Source organism: Citrobacter sp. R56 (genome assembly GCF_016811995.1).
GTDB classification, from domain to species: Bacteria; Pseudomonadota; Gammaproteobacteria; order Enterobacterales; family Enterobacteriaceae; genus Citrobacter_D; species Citrobacter_D enshiensis.
Map to the genome: position 1 here is coordinate 916984 of NZ_CP069159.1, position 22180 is coordinate 939163.

Below are 22180 nucleotides of genomic sequence, written 5' to 3' on the forward strand. Positions count from 1 at the left end.
ATTTGGCTATTTTGGGCGGCTAAAATAGCTTTAAAAGGCAATCGCTAACTCGAGTTAGCAAAATAAGGTGTGTTGACTGGACGTATTCGCATTAACGGTGACGAGGGTTCTCTGGCATGTTCTTCGCCTGATTCACTGACTGCCATTTCTGATGATTGAGGAAAGCAGCAATGTCCGAAACATTTTTACAAATGAGTCATATTACCAAACGATTCCCCGGCGTATTGGCGTTGAGTAATGTGGATTTTAGTTTACGCAGAGGCGAAGTTCATGCGCTATTAGGTGAGAATGGTGCGGGAAAATCGACGCTGATGAAAATCTTATCAGGTGTTTACCAGCCTGATGAAGGTAATATTGTTTTTGAAGATCAACCCGTTTCATTTTCAAGCCCGCTAAGTGCGCAACTGGCTGGGATTACGATTATTCACCAGGAATTTAATCTTTTCCCAGAATTAACAGTTGAAGAAAATATATTTATTGGCAGGGAGTTTTGCAAAAATAATCGCTGGCGCCTGGACGAAAAACAACAGCGACAGGCTGCGACGGAAATTTTGCAAAAATTAAACCTGAATATTTCGCCGGACACTCTGGTTGCCGACCTTACCGTTGCACAACAGCAAATGGTCGAAATTGCGAAAGCTATTTCGGTGAATGCCAAAATCCTTATTATGGATGAACCAACTGCGGCACTGACGGAAACCGAAATAGAAAGTTTATTTCAGGTAACGCGCTTGCTTAAATCACAGGGGACGGGAATTGTCTACATTTCGCATCGACTGGAGGAGCTGGCGCTGATTGCCGATCGCGCCACCGTGATGCGTGATGGCCAATACATTGATACCGTCGACTATGATGCGGTCAATATCAGTGACCTGATTGCCATGATGGTTGGACGCGATCTGGGGAACATCTATCCGCGTCGTGAAGCGCAGTCTCACCTGACGCCCGTGCTGGAAGTCAGCGGGCTGACGCGAAAAGGCGTCCTGAACAATATCGATTTCACGCTTTATCGTGGCGAGATTTTAGGGTTTGCCGGTCTGATGGGGGCCGGGCGTACGGAACTGGCCAGAGCCATTTTTGGCGCAGACCCGATTGATGCCGGAACCATCAAACTTAACGGTAATGTGACGGTGATTAAAGATATCCCTGATGCGATCAAACAGGGAATTAGCTATTTAACGGAAGACCGGAAAAAAGAAGGTCTGGCGTTAGGCTTGTCTGTTGAACGCAATATCATGCTGGGAAATTACCCTGAATATTCCGATCGCTATGGCAACGTGGACAGTAAACGCTGCCAGACCACGAGCCAGGAACAGGTTAGCGCCCTAAGAATTAAGACTCCGCATCTGGAACAAGCGGCCTTGAATTTAAGCGGTGGTAATCAGCAGAAAATTATTATTGCTCGTTGGGTATGTAAAGATACCGATATTCTCATTTTTGATGAGCCTACCCGAGGTATTGATGTCGGTGCGAAACTGGAAATTTATGAATTAATGAATCGCCTTGTGGCAAAAGGAAAGTCAATTATTATGATTTCCTCTGAATTACCGGAAGTACTGGGTATGTGCGATCGCATTTTAGTGATGCGTAATGGACGTATTACCGGAGAGTTAACTTCTGATGACGCCACACAAGAAAAAATCATGCAATATGCGACGTTAGAGGATTAAATTATGACCATCTCTGTAACCTCTTCAGACAGCAATAATAAGAAGATAAAAATTAATAAAGAACTCTTGATGCGCCTTGCGCCACTTTTTAGCCTGATTATTTTAGTGGTGTTTTTCAGTTTCAGTTCACCTTTTTTCTTTAATACCGAAAACATTATGACGATTGCTCTGCAAACGTCGGTGATCGGGATTATGGCGATTGGCGTCACCTTTGTGATTATTACTGCCGGGATCGATCTCTCTCTGGGATCGGTGGTGGCCTTTTCCGGTGTCGCAGTCGGGATTTGCGCCAGTTTCGGTATGCCGTTGCCCGTTTGCATTCTGGCAGGGGTACTGGCGGGAGGGCTGTGCGGTTATGCCAATGCGCTGCTGGTCACGAAAGCAACCATCCCCCCCTTTATTGCCACGCTGGGTCTGATGATGTCTATCAGGGGGATCAATATGGTCATGACCGATGGCCGTGCCATTTACTTTGCTGACTACCCATCATTCAAAATGCTGGCGCAGGGTCGGTTATTCGATGTGCTTCCTTATCCGGTGTTTTACCTCGTCATCGTGGCGCTGGTGGCCAGCTACATCCTGAAGAAAACCGTTATTGGCCGCTATGTTTACGCAGTCGGCAGCAATGAAGTGGCGGCTCACCTTTCCGGGATCAAAGTTCAGCGCGTCAAGGTTTTCGTCTACGCCTTCTGTGGCCTGCTGACCGGGATCGCGGGCGTCATTCTGGCATCGCGTCTGAACTCAGGACAGCCGACGGTCGGTGTGGGTTATGAGCTGGAAGCTATCGCGGCAGTCGTCATTGGTGGCACGAGCCTGATGGGGGGAATTGGCACCATTGGCGGCACGATTATTGGCGCATTCATTATGAGTGTGCTGAAAAATGGCCTGAATCTGATGGGCGTTTCACAGTTCTGGCAAATGGTGGCGATGGGTATCGTGGTGATCGCTGCCGTCTATCTCGACACATTACGCAAAAAGATTCGTTGATTTACGCTCCCGGAAGTCACGGGGAACAATGACCCTGACGTTAAGGGTGACTCACTTAAAACGGAGTACCACAATGAAAACCAGGCATTTTGTCTATGCGTTATCTCTGCTGGCTTGCATGACATCCAGCGCGTTGGCTAAAGATTTGAATCTTCCTGTCGTCAGTAAAGGTTTCCAGCATGAATTCTGGCAAACCGTAAAAATGGGGACAGAAGCAGCGGCTAAAGAGCTGGGCGATAAAACCAGCTATGTCGGTCCTGCAGATGAAACCCAGATTGCTGAGCAAATCCAGCTGGTTGAAAACGCGATGGCGAAAAAACCGAACGGATTGCTGCTGGCTGCGTTAGACGCCAATGCCCTTGCCCCGCTGGTGGAAACCGCCAATTCGCGCGGGATCAAGGTGGTGACGTTTGATTCTGGCGTCAATTCCGATATTCCGGTCAGTTTTGTGGCGACAAACAACCGTAAAGCGGGAACCGAAGCCGCCGATGCGCTGGCGGCACAGGTCAATAATAAAGGCAAAGTCGGCATTATTGCTCACGTGGCGGGCACCTCTTCAGCGATTGAGCGTTCGGAAGGATTTGTCGCCCGCATGAAGGAAAAATACCCTGATATCAAGGTGCTGCCGGTCCAGTACAGTGATGGCGATCCACAAAAGGCGATGGATAAAACCATTGATATGATCCAGGCGAACCCGGATCTGGCGGGGATCTACGGCACCAATGAAGGATCGACACTGGGCGTCGCGAACGCAATTGATAGTCAAAACCTGAAAGGCAAAGTCAAGGTCATTGGTTTTGACAGCACTGAGGCCATTATTAATTTCCTGAACTCAGGCGTCATTCAGGGCTTCGTCGTCCAGGACGCTTTCCAGATTGGCTACCAGGGGATCAAAACGCTGAACGCCTCGCTGTCTGGTCAAACCGTACCGAAAGAAATCGATATTCCGGTGAAATTCGTTAATGCGCAGAACATTAATACGCCGGAAATTGAGAAGTTATTACACCCATTTGGTAAGAAATAAACCCGTGGGGGCAACCCTTTTGCCCCCCTTTTAAGCCAGCGTCAGGGAGTCATTATGCGTAGTGGATATTTCCTCGGTGTGGATGTCGGTTCGGCAAGCGTAAGGGCGGGGGTATTTGATGCCAGCGGAACGCGACTGTCTTTTGCCACGCTCCCTATTTCTCAATTTCGACCTGGCGGGGAGCGGGTGGAGCAATCTTCCGCTGAAATCTGGCGGCAGGTTTGCCTGGTTGTCAAAGGGGCGGTAGCCAGTGCAGGTATTTCTGTCAGTGCGATTCGCTCGTTAGGTTTCGATGCAACGTGCTCTCTGGTTGCGCTGGATGAGCATGGAAAAGGGCTGGCGGCCTCGCCTGAAGGCGTAGCCGACCACGACATTATTATGTGGATGGATCACCGCGCAACCGCAGAGGCTGAGCGCATTAATGCCACCCAGGATCCTGCACTGCGTTACGTTGGCGGCGAAGTTAGCGTTGAAATGGAACTGCCCAAGGTGCTCTGGTTGAAAAACCATTTTCCAGAAACCTGGAAGCAGGCCCATCGCTTCTTCGATCTGGCCGATTTCCTGGTGTGGAAAGCGACCGGCAATGATGTTGCCGGGCTGTGCACACTGACCTGTAAATGGAACTACTTAGCGCACGAACAACGCTTTAGCGATTCTCTGCTGGGGGCTGTCGGGTTGACCGACTTGCTCAGTAAAATTCCTGGGCAGATCCTCCCGCCTGGCGCCGCCGCAGGAACGCTGAGTCCTGACGCCGCACAGGCATTAGGGTTGACGACAGATGTTGTGGTGGCCAGTGGAATGATTGATGCCCATGCTGGCGGCGTTGCGCTCGCGGGGGCGCAGCCTGCGGGGATGCTGGCGCTGATCAGCGGAACGTCAAACTGTCACATGTTATGCAGCGAGCAGGAGATCCACACGGCGGGTGTGTGGGGGCCTTACTGGTCGGCGATGCTACCGGGCTACTGGCTGACGGAAGGTGGGCAAAGTGCCGCAGGGGCGTTGGTTGACTGGACGCTACAGGAATCCGGGGCCAGTGCTGCGTTGTTTAGCAAGGCTGAACAGCGGGGATGTCATCCGGTTGAATTGGTCAATGAATGGGTGGCGGCACTGGAAGAGAAAGAACATGAACCGACTCGCTATCTGCATGTGCTGGCCGATCATCACGGTAACCGTTCGCCACGCGCGCGTCCGGATGCCAGGGGGAGCGTTTGCGGCCTGACACTGGAGCGAGGAGAATCTCAGGTGGCGCGGTTGTACCTTGCCACGCTACAGGCTATCGCCTGCGGTACGCGGCATATTATGGATGCCATGCGCGAAAGCGGGCATACGATTTCCCGGCTGACATTATGCGGCGGCGCAACGCACAACCCGCTGTGGTTGCGTGAATATGCGGATGCCACGGGCTGCGACATCCATCTAATGCAAGAAGAGGATGCGGTAACGCTGGGGGCGGCGATTACCGGGGCTGTGGCAAGCGGTAGCTGGCCAGATTTCTCATCCGCATGCCAGGAGATGGTGGCGGCAGGTGAGGTGATTAAGGCAAACCCCGAGAGGCAGGACTTTTTTGAACGCAAGTATCAGGCTTATCTTGCGCTCTGGGAGCAGCAGCAGTTACTTAACCGACTGATGCAGTAAGACAAATGTTCAAAATACTTTTATGATTGGGCATAGGTGTTTGGAAGTGTACTGGGGCGCATAAATGGCTAAAACAGTAGAGCAGATAGCCAGTGATCTGGATTTATCGGTGACGACCGTAAGACTGGTGCTAAATGGAAAAGCTGAACAGTATAGGATCAGCGTCAAAACACAAACGCGCATCAATGAGTATGTAGAACGATATGGTTATGTGATTAATCATTCGGCCCGGAGTCTGAAGCTTAATAAGACGGACACGTTGGGTTTGATCGTGCCTAATATTTCTAACGTCTTTTTTGCCACGCTTGCTGAAAAACTTGAACAGCGCTGCCGTCGTTCGGGTTATCAATTAACGATCAGTTGTACTTATGATGATGTTGATTACGAAAATAAATTAACAAAAGCGTTAATTGCCAGGAATGTTGACGGCCTTTTTATTGTGCCTTCAACATTAGAGAACCAACAGCATCATTTACGCCAGGTCAGAAAGCCAATGGTATTACTTGACCGTGACTTTAAGTATACGGATAACGCTCTGGTCGAAAGTCACAATATCGCTGGCGGTGAAAAATTGACGCAAAGCATACTGGATGCCGGCAAATCGCCAGTATGGCTTTTAGTTGGCGATGCCGGGTTGCCCAGTATTAGCGACCGTATTACCGGTTATCTTAACGCACTGGAAAAAAACGGCATTTGTCATCGGGAGTGGGTTCGCGAAGGCCCGGTTAATACACCGGAAGGCGGCTATCTGATTATGGAGCGGTTGATCGGTGAATGGGGCTGCCCGCAGGCTTTTATCGCCTCATCGTTACCGGTGCTGGAGGGGGCTGTCAGCGCTATTCGCGATCGCTTCGGTGTGGTTCCACCAGAGATCAACATTGGCACATTCGATGAACACCCCATGCTGGGGTTCCTGTCCAATAATGTATGGTCAATGCAACAGGATGAAAATGCCTGGGCGGAAAAAGCATTCGATATGATGTTGAGTGCTATTGAGGAGCGACCCATTAAAGAGACGGTAAAAGTTGAGATGAAACTTATTAAGCGCGTACGACAAAAATAATACGCGGCAGTAATATAAATAAAACAGCCATATGAATCAGAATAAAAGTATTCAGTGGCTGCCCTTACCTGAAACCTGACCCGTCTTCATTTGCGGTTGTTTCTTTTCGCGATAAAGACGAGGGGAACTGTACCCGGAGAATAAAGATGGAAAGATCGCGTTTATCTCGTGAAATAATTGAAACCTGTCTTGAAATGACACGTCTTGGTTTAAATCAAGGCACTGCAGGTAACGTGAGCGCTCGCTATGAACAAGGCATGTTAATTACGCCTAGCGGTATTCCTTATGAGCGACTCACTGAAAATATGATCGTGTATGTCGATAACAATGGGAAATATGCAGAAGGGCAGTTACCTTCCAGCGAATGGCGTTTTCATCTTGCGGCCTACCAGACGCGGCCCGATGCAAATGCCGTGGTACATAATCACGCCATTCATTGTACAGCTGTCTCGATCCTCAACCGTCCTATCCCGGCGATCCACTACATGATTGCCGCCGCAGGGGGAAACTCGATTCCTTGTGCTCCGTACGCCACATTTGGCACGCAGGCCCTGTCCGAATTTGTCGTAACGGCGTTAAAAGATCGCAAAGCAACGCTGTTACAGCATCACGGGCTCATCGCCTGTGAAGTTAATCTGGAAAAAGCCTTGTGGCTGGCACATGAAGTGGAAGTGTTGGCGCAGCTTTACCTCAGTACGCTGGCGATTACCGATCCCGTACCGGTGTTGGATGATGAAGAAATTGCCGTGGTACTGGAGAAATTTAAAACCTACGGGTTACGTATTGAAGAGTAATTTCGCAAGGCGAAAAGGAGACGGATGATGGCGAACAGAATGATTCTGAATGAAACGGCATGGTTTGGCCGTGGGGCGGTAGAGGCGTTAACCGGCGAGGTGACACGCCGTGGTTATCTTAAGGCGCTGATTGTGACCGATGAAACGCTGGTGCAGTGCGGCGTGGTCGCGAAAGTCACCGATAAGATGGATGCAGCAGGGTTGGCCTGGGAGATTTACTCCGGCGTGATCCCAAATCCGACTATCGGTGTCGTCAAAGAGGGGCTGAGCGTATTTCAGCAAAGCGGGGCGGATTATCTCATCGCGGTTGGCGGTGGTTCTCCACAGGATACCTGCAAGGCAATCGGCATTATCAGCAATAACCCGGAGTTTGCGGACGTGTGCAGCCTGGAAGGATTGTCACCGACGCGCCACCCGAGCGTGCCGATTATGGCGATCCCTACCACGGCGGGCACTGCGGCCGAAGTCACCATTAACTACGTGATCACCGATGAAGAAAAGCGGCGCAAGTTTGTCTGCGTGGATCCGCATGATATTCCTCAGGTCGCATTTATTGATGCCGACATGATGGATGGCATGCCTGCCGCACTCAAAGCGGCAACCGGCGTTGATGCGCTGACGCACGCCATTGAGGGGTATATTACGCGTGCCGCCTGGGCTCTGACCGATGCGCTGCATATCAAAGCGATTGAAATTATTGCTGGCGCGCTGCGGGGTTCTGTTGCCGGAGATCGTGACGCAGGAGAGGCCATGGCGCTGGGGCAGTATGTTGCCGGCATGGGTTTTTCCAATGTGGGGCTGGGACTGGTGCATGGGATGGCGCATCCGCTTGGCGCGTTTTATAACACGCCTCATGGTGTCGCCAATGCGATTCTGCTCCCCCATATCATGCGCTATAACGCGGAATTTACCGGGGAAAAATTCCGTGATATTGCCAGAGTCATGAGGGTGAACGTAGAACGCCTGAGCCTGGAAGAGGCACGCAATGCGGCGGTTGATGCTGTCTTTGCCCTTAACCGTGATGTCGGTATTCCGTTGCACCTGCGCGATGTCGGTGTGCTTAAAGAGGATATTCCGGCGCTGGCGCAGGCCGCGTTTGACGATGTTTGCACCGGTGGTAATCCACGGGAAGCGACGCTTTCTGATATCGTCGAGCTGTACCATACAGCCTGGTAATTGGGCGGGGTATAAATGGCCGGATGGCGCTGCGCATATCCGGCTTACCGTGTCAGTGATATTGTCGGCCGGATACGGTGTTTGCACCGCTATCCGGCAGCACAGTTACCGCGCCAGCCGAAGCTGCTGTAAATTTCCGTCGAGATGTAAATCCGTTTGCAGGCGGGCAATGTCACGGTATAAAAACGCCATCTCTTTATGCGCTTCAAGTTTTTTCCGCCACTTTTCCTGCACCTCGTCTAACTGCGCGTAGATCCCTTCCAGCGTCTGGAACTGAACCAACAGTTGCGTGGCGCTTTTTGGGCCTATCCCGGCAACACCTGGCACTTTCGAACTGCTGATTCCCGCCAGCCCCCAGTAATCGGGGAGTTGCTGAGGAAGTACGCCAAACTCTTTCTCAATAAAGGGGGCATCCAGCCAACGTTTCTGGAAATAATCACGAATGCGCAATGTGGGGGAGAGCAGCTGACAGTAGCCTTTGTCGGTCGAGACGATGGTGGCCTGGTGTCCGGCCTGGGTGACTTTCACGGCCAGGGTGGCCGCTAAATCATCGGCTTCATTCCCGTCTGAGACCCAACAGGGCACCCCGTGCTGTTCAAAGGCGGCGCGTAACGTGGGCATTTCGCGATGCAGGTCATCGGGCATAGGCGGGCGGCCCGCTTTGTAATCCGGGAGTCGCTGGTGGCGCCAGCTATCGTTACGTGCTTCGTCATCAAACACGGCGACAGCGTGCGTTGGCTGGCTGTGCATGATCAATTGATCGAGCGCGCGCTGGCAGGTTTCGACGCAGGGAGATCCCTGAACCGCATGAATACGGCGAATCAAATTAAGTGCATCGACAATGAGCAGATGGACGGCCACGGCGTTCTCCCTGATAGATCATGCGCTAAGGGTAACATTCACGGCAAAGTCAGGCTATTAACAGCGGTGAAAATGGGAAAGGGCTTCGCAAAACGAAGCCCTTTGGGAGATTAATCGCAGGTGACAATCTTCATGGCCAGACCACCACGAGAGGTTTCGCGGTATTTGGCGTTCATGTCTTTACCCGTTTCGTACATGGTCTCGATAACTTTATCGAGGCACACGCGCGGCTCACTGGTACGACGTAGCGCCATACGAGCAGCATTGACCGCTTTTACAGAAGCGATCGCGTTACGCTCGATGCAAGGCACCTGTACCTGACCGGCAACCGGATCGCAGGTCAGACCGAGGTTGTGTTCCATGCCGATTTCTGCGGCAATACACACCTGAGTCGGGCTACCGCCCAGCAACTCGGCTAAACCTGCAGCGGCCATGGAGCACGCCACGCCGACTTCACCCTGACAACCGACTTCCGCACCGGAAATAGAGGCGTTCATCTTGTACAGGGAGCCAATCGCGCTGGCGACCAGCATATAGCGCGCCAGTGAGTTAGCGTTTACTTCGCGGATAAACTTGTCGTAGTACGCCAGCACTGCCGGAACAATACCGCAGGCGCCGTTGGTTGGCGCCGTGACCACGCGTCCACCGGCGGCGTTTTCTTCGTTAACCGCCAGTGCGAACATATTGATCCAGTCAACGACCGCCATCGGGTCGGTGGTGGTTTTGTCGCTGCTGACCAGCATACGGCGAAGCGCTGCCGCGCGACGCGGAACGCGCAGTTTACCCGGCAGTACGCCTTCGGTGGTGATACCGCGCTCAATACCGCCGCGCATCACTTCCCAGACGTTGGCAAAGTGCTGTTCCAGCTCTTCTTTGCTATGCAGCGCCAGCTCGTTTTGCATCATCAAACCGGAAAGCGATAATCCGGTTTCCTGACAATGTTTCTGCAGGTCGGCTGCGGATTTATACGGATACGGTACGTTTACCGGCGCACTGTTCGGCAAACCAAAATGTTCTTCATCAACGATGAAACCACCGCCAATGGAGTAGTAGGTCTGGCTATAAATGGCCTTTTCGCCCGCCAGCGCCGTAATACGCATCCCGTTCTCATGGAGAGACAGGTTGTCGGCATGAAAATTCATGCACTTGTCTACCGGGAATTCGACTTCATGCTGACCGTTTGCCAGCAGCAAACGCCCGTGGGTATTCACATCCTGAATAAAGGAGGGAATAGAATCGATGTCGACGGTGTCCGGCAGATTTCCCGCCAGGCCCATAATAATGGCGATGTCGGTATGGTGACCTTTCCCCGTCAATGACAGTGAGCCATAAACATCAACGACGACGCGGGTGACATCAGTGAGTAAGTTGCGTGAAATCAGGTCATCCGTGAATTGTTTGCCTGCTTTCATTGGTCCGACGGTGTGAGAACTGGAAGGGCCAATGCCGATTTTGAAGATATCGAATACGCTAATCATAAGGCATCCATTGCGGTTGTGTCGGAAAGAGGCGCCGCCCGCAAGCGGCGCTTAAGAACTTAGCTGAACAGAGAGTAGAAAATTGCAGAGATAGCAATCAGACCCATCACGACAACGAATACGTTGCTGATGTGGCCGCTGTACTTACGCATTGCAGGTACTTTCTGGATAGCATACATCGGCATCAGGAACAGAATCATCGCGATGATTGGGCCGCCCAGGGTTTCAATCATGCCCAGGATGCTTGGGTTCAGGGTTGCCACGATCCAGGTGGTCACCAGCATGAACAGCGCCGTGATTTTGTTCAGTTTGTTGATTTCGATGGTTTTACCTTTACCACGCAGAGACTTGATAACCATCCCGTTAAAGCCTTCACGTGCGCCCAGGTAGTGGCCAAGGAAGGATTTGGTGATAGCAATCATCGCAATGATCGGCGCCATCCATTCGATAAACGATACGTTAAAGTGGTTTGCCAAATAAGACAGAATCGAGATGTTCTGTGCTTTCGCGGCAGCCAGGTCTGCTGGGGTCAGGCTCAGTACGCAACTGAAGACGAAGAACATGACCGTCAGCACCATCATCACGTGTGCGCACGCCAGGATTTTGGAGCACTTCTTCTCAGCTTCCTGACCGTACTCTTCACGTTTCGCGACCGCGAAAGAGGAGATGATCGGGGAGTGGTTAAAGGAGAACACCATCACCGGGATTGCCAGCCACAGGGTCATCCACAGACCTTTACCGGTCGTAGCAGCGGAATCAAAGGAGAGGGTTTCCAGCGCCGCGCCGCTCCACTGAGGGATCAGGTACAGTGCCAGCAGCATCAGGGCTGCAACGAACGGGAACACCAGAATACTCATCGCCTTCACGATCATCTGCTCGCCAAAACGAACGATGGTCATCATACCGACGATCAGGATCAGTGACAGAATCGCACGCGGCGGCGCTGACATCTGTAACTGGTGAGTCATGAAGCTTTCAACGGTGTTGGTGATTGCAACGCTATAGACCAACAGAATCGGGTAGATAGCGAAGAAGTAGAGCAGGGTAATCAGTTTACCTGCGCCAACGCCGAAGTGTTCTTCAACAACTTCAGTGATGTCTTCGCCCGGGTTTTTACCAGACAGCACGAAGCGAGTCAGGCCGCGGTGGGCAAAGAAGGTCATCGGGAAGGCGAGGATTGCCATGATGATCAGCGGGATCATACCGCCAACGCCGGCGTTAATAGGCAGGAACAAAACGCCTGCGCCGATTGCTGTGCCGTACAGACCCAGCATCCACATGGTGTCCGTCTTGCGCCATCCGCTGCGGGTCTGGCCCGTAACGATAGTGCTGGTTTGGGTGGTTTCCATCTATTTCTCCTGGAGGAATTTAAATGTCAGTTTTTTGGACTTAGCCAATAAAAAAGAAGCCTGACCGTAAAATGAAATTCGTTAAGCGACGATTTTTATATAATTTTTCGCCGTAATTATTTGAGGGCGGAAAGATACATTTAAGTTATGAATGTATCAGTGATCGCGATCTCAAATGCCATAATCCACCTTTTATGTGGGTAAATTTGGACCATTAATCTGTCAAAAAATCATCAAAGCGGATTTATGGGCGCGAAGGCTACCATTAACGAGATATGTCCAGAAAGAGCAGACCGCGAGATACCCATTTTTGGCTATAAATTGTTCTGTTTTTGGTGAGTTCTTGCGATTAATGGCGATTTTTTGTGATAAATCACGGTTTCACTTGCAAGGTAAACGTTTGCTTTTTTCGGGCTTTTAGGGGAAATATAAGCAGAATTAACGAATGGGAATTTGCTATGTGACTGGTATCACTAAAAAATCTGGTTCTGCGGGCAAAGCGTGAGGCCCGACAGCTGGCGCTGCCGGGCATGCGAACTACCTGCAAATTTCGTAGCAGGGGATATAGGCAGAGCCAGGCAACTTCATGCGGTGCTGCGCGACAAAGCCCTGTAGCAGGTCATCCATACGGCGCATCATCTCGCGATCGCCGTGGATTTTATACGGGCCAAACTCCTCGATGGCGCGAATGCCGACTTCTTTAACGTTACCCGCAACGATACCGGAGAAGGCGCGACGCAGGTCTGCCGCCAGGATCTCAACTGGTTGATCGGGATACAGTTTCAGGTTCGACATGTTGTCATGCGATGGCTCGAACGGCAGTTGCAGATCCGGCGCAATACGAATGGACCAGTTGAAGCTGTAGGCGTCACCGGTATCACGACGGTTTTCTTTGACCAGCGGCATCGCTTTTTTCATCAGTCGCGCCACTTCCGCCGCGTCGTCAATGATGATGCGATAATGACGTCGCGCTTCCTCGCCTAGCGTATGCACAATAAACTCATCAAGCACGCGGAAGTAGTCCGCACTCTCTTTGGGTCCGGTAAGGATCAGCGGCAGAACCTGATCTTTATTTGCCGGGTTCATCAGTATTCCCAGCAGATACAACAGCTCTTCCGCCGTACCGACGCCACCTGGGAAGATGATGATACCGTGCGCAATACGAACAAACGCCTCCAGCCGTTTTTCAATATCGGGCATGATGACCAATTCATTGACCAGCGGGTTAGGCGGTTCTGCCGCAATGATGGACGGCTCCGTCATACCGATAAAGCGACTGTCTTTATAGCGCTGCTGTGCGTGACCTACTGCGGCGCCTTTCATTGGGGCTTCCATCGCGCCCGGCCCACAGCCGGTACAGATGTTCAGCTCACGCAGACCTAACTGGGTGCCAACGCGACGGGCGTACAGGTACTCATTTTCGTTAATGGAGTGACCGCCCCAGCACACCACCATATTCGGCGCTTCCCCGACGTGCAGCGCACGGGCGTTACGCAGAATGGAGAACACGAGGTTGGTGATATGAACGGAACTGTCGAGTTTCAGATGTTGAAAACGCCCTGCGTTATGAATTTGACCGTTTACAAAAAGAATGTCGCGCAGCACGGCAAACAGGTTGGCTTGCAGGGCACGGATAATACGGCCGTCAACAAAAGCGTCTTCAGGTGGGTTGATCAATTCCAACTTCACGCCACGCTCGCGACGGAGCACGTTGATGTCGAAATTCTCAAAACGAGACAGCAGCTCTTTGCTGTTGTCGGTCAAACTGCCGGAGTTCAGTACAGCAAGAGAACAGTTACGAAACAGTTGATAAAGGTCGCTGCTGGCGGTGCGTTTAAGCATATCGACTTCCAGCTGCGACAACATGTCCATTGAGCCAAGCGGGCTAATATGTGTAATCAAGTAAACTCCTTATGGGACGCAACACGCCATTCCCTAATGATTACAATAGCGCCGGCTTATGACCTTTCACAACCTTGCGCGCGGAATCCGACGCGCAAAATTGAGAAAAAAATTACTGACGGACCAGCCTTCCGATGGCAGGCACGAAATCGGTGTTGGTACGCCAGGGGTTAATGTCCAGGCCGCCGCGTCGTGTGTAACGCGCGTAGACACTCAGTTTCTCCGGCTGGCAGAAGCGCAAAATGTCATTGAAAATTCGCTCCACGCACTGTTCGTGGAACTCATTGTGATGGCGGAAAGAGACCAGGTAACGTAGCAATTTCTCACGATCAATTTTTCGACCGCGATACTGAATTTGTATGGAACCCCAGTCTGGCTGGTGAGTGATCAGGCAGTTAGATTTCAACAAGTGACTGACCAGCGTCTCTTCGACCACTTTCTCGCCGCTGGCGGCATTTTCCAGATAGTCGGTGCTGAACTGGTAGTTATCAATAGCGATATCCTGGTCGTCGATGCAGCTACCGTGGAAATGGGCGATGGGTAGCCCTTCCAGCTCATCAAGTCGGTACAGCGCAACGCTGACATCGCCCTGGGCGCAGGCGCACAGATCGTTTTCCAGCGTTCGACGGACATCTTCCCAGCTCTCAAAGCGTGTCTGGTTAAAGCTGTTCAGGTAGAGCTTAAAGCTTTTTGATTCAATCAGATTGATGCTGGTGTAATCCAGCTCGACATGACCCACGGCAACTTGCGGAAGCCCTTTTGCATTCAGCCATGACAGTTCATATAACGTCCAGATATCCGCACCGTGAAAAGGCAAATTATCTGCTTTTAAATCCAGCGGATCGCGATTCAGGCTGCGCGGGACGCCCTGCAACAAACTTGCGTCGTAAATATCCCGATAATCAGTTGATTTACCGAGAGTCAGGCCGTCAAGCGCCTGATGGTTTTCATAAGAAGACATGTTTCACCGTCATAAACCAGATACACTATGCGTCAAGTGTATCCTGCTTTTGTTAAGAGAGAAATCGGTGGACGAACAGACAGCACAGGCCCTGAAGGCCTTTACAACACGCTATTGTGACGCCTGGCATGAAAAAAACGCCAGTTGGCCGCTGAGCGAAGAACTCTACGGCGTTCCTTCACCCTGTGTTATTTCTTCAACCGGTGAGGCAGTGTACTGGCAGCCGCAACCTTTTGAAGGCGAGGCAAATGTAAACTCGGTTGAACGGGCTTTTGATATTGTGATACAACCCGCAATTCATGCTTTTTATACCACCCAGTTTGCCGGGGATATGCCCGCGAAGTTTGCCAATGAGACATTGACGCTGTTGCAAACCTGGAGTGCAGATGATTTCAGACGCGTTCAGGAAAACCTGATCGGTCATCTGGTCACGCAGAAACGTCTCAAGTTATCGCCGACGCTTTTCATTGCCACCCTGGAAAATGAACTTGAGGTCATTTCGGTGTGCAATTTGTCTGGAGAAGTGTGCAAAGAGACGCTGGGCACGCGTAATCGTACTGTCCTGGCCGCCTCTCTTGCGGATTTCCTGACTCAGCTCAAACCTCTTCTGTAATCCCCATCGCCCATTCCTTTGTGAGAGATCTCTTACAAACTCTGTAAGAGATCGCCAGGATATAAGTAAAAGCCTAGCCCATTGCTAACGCAGTAAATCAATAATAATCAATTGGTTATCTGTTGAATGCTCACTTTCAAATGAAAATATCCTTAAGGTATTGCCTGTAAGTGCCTTGTAAGACATGACGAAACAGGCGATTCTATGTCTGTCGACAAGGAGTCGCACACCGAAGTGAACATCAGGATGATGACACTTCAGCAGGACACACCAGGACGGTGTAGCAAGGAAAGGCTTCAGGATGAAGTGAAGAGGACAGCGCAGGATGCGTTAAAGGACACCTCCAGGAGGGAGAACGAGAGCCGGTCAGGATGTTCGGTGGGTCAGGATGGCCAGGAAACTTCAGGATGAAGTTGATCGCACTGGGGTGGTGTGAAGCAGGATGCTGACGTTCAGGATGAACAGGTCGCAAGACCACAGGAAAAGTTGTCATGGATGAGCAGGGAGCACTAAAAGTAGCTGGATGGCTGCGAAACGAACCGGGAGCACTGTTTATACAGTGCTCCCTTTTTTTATTTGCCCGTCTATAAATGCTATTCTTCGCGCCAATTTTTCATCAATGAGGTTTTTATCGTGACGACTCATGAACGTGTGCGCCAGCAGTTACATGCGCTTGAAGCTCTGCTGCGTGAACATCAACACTGGCGAATGGACGAACCACAAGCTCACCTGTTTACCAGCACACAGCCTTTTTGTATGGATACCATGGCGCCTGTCGAATGGTTGCAATGGGTGCTGATCCCTCGCATGCATGCGTTGATCGACAACGCGCAGCCGCTCCCGGACGCCTTTGCTATTGCCCCTTATTATGAAATGGCACTGGAGGCCGATCATCCTCAGCGCGAGATTCTCCTGCTGGCGTTGCAGGAACTGGATGCGTTGTTCACAAGCGATAAAGCCTGATGCTGGAAATTCTTTACCAGGACGAGTGGCTGGTTGCCGTCAATAAACCCTCCGGTTGGTTAGTTCACCGAAGCTGGCTGGATCGCGATGAAAAAGTCGTGGTGATGCAAACGGTGCGTGACCAGATTGGTCAGCACGTATTTACCGCCCATCGACTCGACAGACCCACTTCCGGCGTACTGCTGATGGGATTATCCAGCGAAGCCGGGCGTCGGCTTTCGCAGCAATTTGAACAGCATCAAATCCAGAAACGCTACCATGCAATTGTCCGTGGCTGGTTAATGGATGACGCTGTACTGGACTACCCGCTGGTGGAAGAGCTGGATAAAATTGCCGATAAGTTTGCCCGCGATGATAAAGGCCCGCAGCCTGCGGTGACGCATTATCGCGGCCTGGCGACGGTAGAAATGCCGGTGGCGACCGGGCGTTACCCAACGACCCGTTATGGTTTAGTCGAGCTGGATCCCAAAACGGGTCGTAAGCACCAGCTCCGGCGTCATCTGGCGCATTTGCGCCATCCCATCATTGGTGACAGCAAACACGGCGATTTACGCCAGAACCGCAGTGCCGCAGAACATTTTGGTTGCCAGAGATTGATGCTGCATGCGAGCCAGCTTGAGCTGACACATCCATTCACTGGCGAACCGCTGACGATTCGTGCTGGGCTGGATGCCGTCTGGATGCAGGCATTATCACAGTTTGGCTGGCACGGACTTCTCCCTGATAATGAAAGGGTTGAGTTTAGTGAGCTCTCCGGTCAGGATGAGAATCATCAGGTTTAATTCAGGGAGAAAATCGTCATGGCGGAAATTGGTATTTTTGTCGGCACAATGTATGGAAACGCGCTGCTGGTTGCGGAAGAGGCGGAAGCTATCCTTACCGCGCAGGGTCATAACGCGAAAGTGTTTGAAGATCCCGAATTGACCGACTGGCAGCCGTATCTGGATAAAGTCGTTCTGGTGGTGACCTCAACGACAGGTCAGGGCGATCTTCCCGACAGTATTGTGCCGTTGTTCCAGGGCATTAAAGAGAGTCTCGGCTTTCAGCCAAATCTGCGTTATGGCGTGATTGCATTGGGCGACAGTAGCTACACCAATTTCTGTAACGGCGGTAAGCAATTTGATGCGTTATTGCAGGAACAAAGCGCGCAACGGGTGGGGGAAATGTTGCTGATTGATGCCGGTGAACATCCTGAACCTGAAAGCGAATCAAATCCCTGGGTTGAACACTGGGGCACGTTACTCTCCTGAATCCATGCCCCAATGAGGGGCATCCCTTCTTTGTTATTTACCACTCAACAAAAGGCGATGCGCCAAGTGTCGCCTGTGACGTTCAGTTTGCGCGAGCGTTAGGCATCTGCACCAAAAGCGGCGGTGCCTGGTAAGATCACGGCGATCGATACGCACTGGATTTGGCAGGAAGGTAATCAACGCCTGACCAAAGAACCGTTTGAAATTAAAGGCGGTATGGGCCAGGAGATGAAAGCGCACGAGTTGTATCAGCAACACGGTCTGGGGGCGCGATGACGCTATGGGAATGCAGTACCTAATCCCTAACTGGACATTCGACAACAAGCGCCCGTGCATGGTACGCTAAGAGTTATGGTACCGCTCCCATGAGAGGCGGTTCTTCTCTCGGTGTATGCTTAACAGAGTCAACATGCATTAAGGATGCTTTATGAAAATAGTGATCGCGCCGGACTCATATAAGGAAAGTTTGAGTGCTCTTGAAGTGGCGACCGCCATCGAGCTGGGGTTTCGCGAAATCTGGCCTGACGCGGATTACGTGAAGATTCCGGTTGCTGACGGTGGAGAAGGAACGGTCGAGGCCATGGTGGAGGCGACGGCGGGTCGTATTGTTCGTGTTAACGTGACGGGACCTCTGGGAAAACCTGTTGACGCATTTTACGGATTGTCTGGCGATGAGCGCTCGGCCTTCATCGAAATGGCCGCCGCCAGCGGTCTGGAACTCGTCCCATCAGGACTGCGCGATCCGCTAAAAACGACCTCGTGGGGGACGGGTGAGCTTATTCGCCACGCCTTAGATACGGGCGTCGAACACATCATTATCGGCCTTGGCGGCAGCGCCACAAATGATGGCGGCGCGGGCATGATGCAGGCGCTGGGCGCAAGATTACTGGATTCCCGGCAAAACGAGATAGCGCCGGGCGGTGCAGCGCTGGAAGCACTCGCGCAGATCGATATCAGTCAACTGGATACACGCCTTGCCGCGTGCCGCATTGAAGTTGCGTGCGATGTGACCAATCCATTGACCGGAAACGAGGGCGCGTCGGCTGTTTTTGGTCCGCAGAAAGGGGCGACACCGGAAATGATCGTACGCCTGGATAAGGCACTGGCGCATTACGCGCAGATGATTGCCCGCGATCTCAATGTTGATGTCTCCGGGCTGGCCGGCGGCGGCGCGGCGGGTGGAATGGGCGCGGCGCTGTACGCGTTTTGCGGCGCTGAATTGCGCAGAGGGATTGAGATAGTGACCGATGCCCTGCAGCTGGATGCTTGCGTCATCGATGCAGATTTGGTGATTACCGGGGAAGGGCGGATCGACAGCCAGACGGTTCACGGCAAAGTCCCCGTCGGCGTTGCCAGCGTCGCGAAACGCTACAATAAGCCGGTGATCGGCATTGCCGGGAGTTTAACGGCGGATGTCGGTGTGGTGCATCAGCATGGCATTGATGCCGTGTTTAGCGTGATTTATAACATTTGCACTTTGGACGACGCGCTGAAAAATGCCGCCGAGAATGTGCGGATGACCGCAAGAAATGTGGCCGCGACCATCAGGTTGGGGCAGCTTATACGCTGAGTGTCTGTGAGACTCGCTTATCTGGCCTGGGCATGTGAGCCATTAGGCCAGATAAGACGCATTGCCATCCGGTCTTAGCGTTTTATCCCAGCATCTTTTTGGCTTCCCGCGCGACGTTATCCATTTCATCGAGCAGCTCCAGCAGTTCCGGCTCCAGCTCTTCTTCTTTGATCCCGCTACGCAGTTGTTGCTCAATGAACTGGCAAAGGGTTTTCATGCGAGGTACGCCGCTGTAACCGCAGCTACCATGCAATTTGTGGATTAAATCAACAAGACCTTCCGGGTTTTCCCCGACCAGTTGCTCTTCAATCTTATTGCGAACCTCCGGCAAGAAGTCGAGCAACATTTGCAGCATATCCCGCGCCAGGGAGGATTTGCCGGCTGCTTGTCTGAGCGCCAGTTGCCAGTCGAGCGTGGCATTCGGGTTGAAGATAAATTCGGCCGGTTCGGGTACCTGTGGTCGGTTTATCACTCCCGTTCCTGGCTTGTAGCGCAGCAGCAGGTTGTAGAGCTTCTCTTCTTCAATCGGTTTAGCCAGATAGTCGTTCATTCCCGCACTCAGCAACTTCTCTTTTTGCCCCGCCATGGCATGTGCGGTGACGGCAATCACGGGGGTTTGCTGTTGGTGAGGGAGTTGATGAATCAGTTCGCAGGCGCGAATGCCATCCATATCAGGCATCTGAATATCCATCAGGATCAAATCAAACTGCAGCTGTTTGGCGCGATCCACCGCCTGATGGCCGCTGTCGCAAAGCTCGACGTGCTGCACGATATCTTCCAGCAGAGCGCCGATCAGCTTCAGGTTGGCAGGGTTATCATCCACCGCCATAACCGACATCGCAATTTTGCTTTCATTAACGGGCAGTAGCTCGGTGCTTTGATTCAGATGGCAATATTCGCTCAATACAGGCAGTAAACGGGTAGAGGTCAGCGGTTTCAATAGACAGGCGGCCGCGCCTCCCTGTTTGAGTTCTTCCGCGTTGATTTGGGCATGGCAAGGCAACGCCAGCAGCAGGAATTCGGTCATTGATGCCGCTTTTGCCAGTCTTTCATGCTGCATGGTGAGCGGCTCGCGGAGCGTCACCGGCACGCTCAGCAGCAGAATATCGTAGTGATCGATCGGTAAGGCTGAAAACGTTGGGCTATAAATCACTTCAAGCGGCGTATCACTCAGCAGATCCAGGGTGCATTGCGCGGCGGTGGCATTAGGTTCGACATACGCCAGACGTTTACCCGCCAGGCAGCGGGTCGAGGGACCATCGCTGATAACGTTAGGGTTGAGATCGAGATTAATATGGAACCAGAAGGTAGAACCGCGATTAGGCTGGCTGTGAAATGAGATATCCCCACCCATTTCGTTGACCAGTTTTTGCGTAATCACCAGCCCTAACCCGGTTCCCCCGTGGCGGCGCGAAATGCTGGCGTCAGCCTGGCGGAATGCCTGGAACAACCGCGACTGATCGCGCTCAGGAATACCGATACCGGTGTCACGGATCTGCACTTCAATTTGCACTTTGGTGGTACTGAGCGCGCGTTTCTCCACCAGAATATCTATATTACCGCTTTCGGTGAATTTAATGGCGTTCCCCACCAGGTTGGTGATCACTTGCTGTAAACGCAGCGGATCGCCAATGACGTTGTCCGGCACGTCATTTTTAATATTGAGCGTCAGCTCCAGCCCTTTATCGTGCGAGGAGTGGGCTAAGAGGGTCACGACTTCATCGAGTGCATTACGCAGCGGGAAGGGAATACTCTCCAGTATCAGTTTACCTGCTTCCAGCTTGGAGAAGTCGAGCACATCATTAATGATCGCCAGCAGGTTATTCGCTGAACGTTCAATGGTATTCAGGTGATCGCGCTGGGTTGGGTTTAGCTCGGTTTTCAACGTCAGGCGGGTAAAGCCAATCACGCCATTGAGCGGGGTACGCAGCTCGTGGGACATGTTCGCCAGAAACTCAGACTTAATGCGCGCGGCCTCCTGGGCGCGTTTTTTTGCCAGGTCCAGCTCAACGTTCTGGATCTCCATCTGTTCCAGCGTTTCACGTAGGTCCGAGGTCGCCTGATCAATGTTGTGCTGCATCTCTTCATGATAAGCCGCAAGCGACATGGCCATCGAGTTAATGCCATTTTTCAGCATATCCAGCTCGCCGAGCATGAATCCTTCAACGCGACTGTCGAGCTGCCCACGGCGGATCCGGTCAACGGTATTCACCATATTACGAATAGGACCGGTGACGTCGCGCATCAGCCGCCAGCCGAAAATTAACGCGATGCCGATGCAAAACAGCATCATGACGCTGGAAATAAAGATTTCTTTGTACTGCTGTAGCCGCACCGAGCGGAGATCCAGTTCCAGCGCCACATATCCCAACATGTTTTTGGTATTTTTGGCGTCGCTCACCGCAGACTCATCCGGCGAATAGCTCTCGGAAATAATGGGCGTGCGAAGGATCATGATATCCCCGTGGCGGGTCACACTTAGCCTGCGGGGGAACGGTGCGCCAGTGGCGAGCTGCATGTCTGTCGGGTCGAGGTGAAAATTCGAGGTAACGAACAGCCGATTATTTTCATCAAAGACCGAAATCGCCCGCACAATATCGGAATGACGGCGATGCAGGACACTGATCAACTGACCGATGGATTCGCGGTTCTGCAGATTCATGCCATATTCGCTGGAGACAGCAAGGGGTTCGATAATGCTGGCACCGGCATCTTCCAGTTGACGCTGCAAGTCGTGATAGCGATGCACGACGAAAAAGATACTGAGCAGTAAACCAATAAGGACAGTCGGTGCCAGGATCAGAATCATCATGCGTGCGCGCAGGCTGTAGTTGGTCATGGAGTTCCGTTATGGGACAATTAGGGTCACACTGTTAAATTGAGA

At 52.0% G+C, this 22180-nt stretch carries 18 protein-coding genes and 1 pseudogene; 13 read left to right on the forward strand and 6 right to left on the reverse strand.

From position 1 onward, the window contains the following. The first annotated feature begins 170 nt into the window (after window positions 1-170). The 7 genes from JM656_RS04345 (at window position 171) to fucO (ending at window position 8349) form a co-directional block, all read left to right on the forward strand. Window positions 171-1670 (forward strand): sugar ABC transporter ATP-binding protein, encoded by a 1500-nt coding sequence (locus tag JM656_RS04345; protein ID WP_203360160.1) that lies wholly within the window; start codon window positions 171-173, stop codon window positions 1668-1670. Window positions 1671-1673: 3 nt separating this feature from the next. Continuing rightward, on the forward strand, window positions 1674-2657 hold the full coding sequence (locus JM656_RS04350; protein ID WP_203360161.1) for an ABC transporter permease: 984 nt from the start codon (window positions 1674-1676) through the stop codon (window positions 2655-2657). Window positions 2658-2730: 73 nt separating this feature from the next. Then, window positions 2731-3681 (forward strand): ABC transporter substrate-binding protein, encoded by a 951-nt coding sequence (locus JM656_RS04355; protein ID WP_203360162.1) that lies wholly within the window; start codon window positions 2731-2733, stop codon window positions 3679-3681. Between the two features lie 54 nt (window positions 3682-3735). After that, window positions 3736-5316 (forward strand): FGGY-family carbohydrate kinase, encoded by a 1581-nt coding sequence (locus JM656_RS04360; protein WP_203360163.1) that lies wholly within the window; start codon window positions 3736-3738, stop codon window positions 5314-5316. A 64-nt stretch (window positions 5317-5380) separates the two neighbouring features. Continuing rightward, a complete protein-coding gene (locus JM656_RS04365; protein WP_203360164.1) occupies window positions 5381-6379 on the forward strand; it encodes a LacI family DNA-binding transcriptional regulator in 999 nt (332 codons plus the stop codon). Window positions 6380-6525: 146 nt separating this feature from the next. Beyond that, on the forward strand, window positions 6526-7173 hold the full coding sequence (fucA, locus tag JM656_RS04370) for an L-fuculose-phosphate aldolase (RefSeq protein WP_203360165.1): 648 nt from the start codon (window positions 6526-6528) through the stop codon (window positions 7171-7173). Between the two features lie 27 nt (window positions 7174-7200). Next, window positions 7201-8349: a lactaldehyde reductase gene (gene fucO, locus JM656_RS04375; protein ID WP_203361217.1), complete on the forward strand. Its 1149-nt coding sequence runs from the start codon at window positions 7201-7203 to the stop codon at window positions 8347-8349. A gap of 105 nt (window positions 8350-8454) precedes the next feature. Here the strand turns inward: fucO and xni are convergent, their stop codons facing one another. The 5 genes from xni to queF all read right to left on the reverse strand — a co-directional run bounded on the left by xni (window position 8455) and on the right by queF (window position 14900). Continuing rightward, a complete protein-coding gene (xni, locus tag JM656_RS04380; RefSeq protein ID WP_203360166.1) occupies window positions 8455-9210 on the reverse strand; it encodes a flap endonuclease Xni in 756 nt (251 codons plus the stop codon). A gap of 110 nt (window positions 9211-9320) precedes the next feature. Next, the gene (gene sdaB / locus JM656_RS04385) at window positions 9321-10688 is read right to left on the reverse strand and encodes an L-serine ammonia-lyase II (RefSeq protein ID WP_192613299.1); all 1368 of its coding nucleotides are present in this window, start codon (window positions 10686-10688) and stop codon (window positions 9321-9323) included. Window positions 10689-10747: 59 nt separating this feature from the next. After that, on the reverse strand, window positions 10748-12037 hold the full coding sequence (locus JM656_RS04390) for an HAAAP family serine/threonine permease (RefSeq protein ID WP_192613298.1): 1290 nt from the start codon (window positions 12035-12037) through the stop codon (window positions 10748-10750). 537 nt (window positions 12038-12574) lie between these two features. After that, complete coding sequence (gene ppnN, locus JM656_RS04395) at window positions 12575-13939, reverse strand: nucleotide 5'-monophosphate nucleosidase PpnN (RefSeq protein WP_203360167.1); 1365 nt, start codon at window positions 13937-13939, stop codon at window positions 12575-12577. A gap of 112 nt (window positions 13940-14051) precedes the next feature. Further along, the gene (gene queF, locus JM656_RS04400) at window positions 14052-14900 is read right to left on the reverse strand and encodes an NADPH-dependent 7-cyano-7-deazaguanine reductase QueF (protein ID WP_203360168.1); all 849 of its coding nucleotides are present in this window, start codon (window positions 14898-14900) and stop codon (window positions 14052-14054) included. A 67-nt stretch (window positions 14901-14967) separates the two neighbouring features. Here queF and syd point away from each other — a divergent pair, with 67 nt between their 5' ends. From syd to JM656_RS04430, 6 genes and pseudogenes are all read left to right on the forward strand, one after another. Then, the gene (syd, locus tag JM656_RS04405; protein ID WP_203360169.1) at window positions 14968-15513 is read left to right on the forward strand and encodes a SecY-interacting protein; all 546 of its coding nucleotides are present in this window, start codon (window positions 14968-14970) and stop codon (window positions 15511-15513) included. A gap of 633 nt (window positions 15514-16146) precedes the next feature. Beyond that, window positions 16147-16476 (forward strand): YqcC family protein, encoded by a 330-nt coding sequence (locus JM656_RS04410; RefSeq protein ID WP_203360170.1) that lies wholly within the window; start codon window positions 16147-16149, stop codon window positions 16474-16476. Continuing rightward, window positions 16476-17258, forward strand: a complete 783-nt coding sequence (gene truC, locus JM656_RS04415) for a tRNA pseudouridine(65) synthase TruC (RefSeq protein ID WP_203360171.1) — start codon at window positions 16476-16478, stop codon at window positions 17256-17258. The genes JM656_RS04410 and truC overlap by 1 nt, the downstream gene beginning before the upstream one ends. A gap of 18 nt (window positions 17259-17276) precedes the next feature. After that, the gene (locus JM656_RS04420; protein WP_203360172.1) at window positions 17277-17726 is read left to right on the forward strand and encodes a flavodoxin; all 450 of its coding nucleotides are present in this window, start codon (window positions 17277-17279) and stop codon (window positions 17724-17726) included. Window positions 17727-17843: 117 nt separating this feature from the next. Further along, window positions 17844-18072, forward strand: a pseudogene (gudD, locus tag JM656_RS04425) (glucarate dehydratase); the annotation flags it as partial. An 81-nt stretch (window positions 18073-18153) separates the two neighbouring features. After that, window positions 18154-19296: a glycerate kinase gene (locus JM656_RS04430; RefSeq protein ID WP_203360173.1), complete on the forward strand. Its 1143-nt coding sequence runs from the start codon at window positions 18154-18156 to the stop codon at window positions 19294-19296. 82 nt (window positions 19297-19378) lie between these two features. Here the strand turns inward: JM656_RS04430 and barA are convergent, their stop codons facing one another. Beyond that, a complete protein-coding gene (gene barA, locus JM656_RS04435) occupies window positions 19379-22135 on the reverse strand; it encodes a two-component sensor histidine kinase BarA (protein ID WP_203360174.1) in 2757 nt (918 codons plus the stop codon). Window positions 22136-22180 lie beyond the last annotated feature (45 nt).

Bases quoted from the DNA above. Each gene is read 5' to 3' on its own strand.
- JM656_RS04350 (WP_203360161.1), top strand. From the start codon at position 1,674: ATGACCATCTCTGTAACCTCTTCAGACAGCAATAATAAGAAGATAAAA.
- truC (WP_203360171.1), top strand. From the start codon at position 16,476: ATGCTGGAAATTCTTTACCAGGACGAGTGGCTGGTTGCCGTCAATAAA.
- JM656_RS04355 (WP_203360162.1), top strand. From the start codon at position 2,731: ATGAAAACCAGGCATTTTGTCTATGCGTTATCTCTGCTGGCTTGCATG.
- JM656_RS04390 (WP_192613298.1), bottom strand. From the start codon at position 12,037: ATGGAAACCACCCAAACCAGCACTATCGTTACGGGCCAGACCCGCAGC.
- JM656_RS04345 (WP_203360160.1), top strand. From the start codon at position 171: ATGTCCGAAACATTTTTACAAATGAGTCATATTACCAAACGATTCCCC.
- JM656_RS04360 (WP_203360163.1), top strand. From the start codon at position 3,736: ATGCGTAGTGGATATTTCCTCGGTGTGGATGTCGGTTCGGCAAGCGTA.
- sdaB (WP_192613299.1), bottom strand. From the start codon at position 10,688: ATGATTAGCGTATTCGATATCTTCAAAATCGGCATTGGCCCTTCCAGT.
- JM656_RS04420 (WP_203360172.1), top strand. From the start codon at position 17,277: ATGGCGGAAATTGGTATTTTTGTCGGCACAATGTATGGAAACGCGCTG.
- fucO (WP_203361217.1), top strand. From the start codon at position 7,201: ATGGCGAACAGAATGATTCTGAATGAAACGGCATGGTTTGGCCGTGGG.
- fucA (WP_203360165.1), top strand. From the start codon at position 6,526: ATGGAAAGATCGCGTTTATCTCGTGAAATAATTGAAACCTGTCTTGAA.
- barA (WP_203360174.1), bottom strand. From the start codon at position 22,135: ATGACCAACTACAGCCTGCGCGCACGCATGATGATTCTGATCCTGGCA.
- JM656_RS04430 (WP_203360173.1), top strand. From the start codon at position 18,154: ATGAAAATAGTGATCGCGCCGGACTCATATAAGGAAAGTTTGAGTGCT.
- JM656_RS04365 (WP_203360164.1), top strand. From the start codon at position 5,381: ATGGCTAAAACAGTAGAGCAGATAGCCAGTGATCTGGATTTATCGGTG.
- queF (WP_203360168.1), bottom strand. From the start codon at position 14,900: ATGTCTTCTTATGAAAACCATCAGGCGCTTGACGGCCTGACTCTCGGT.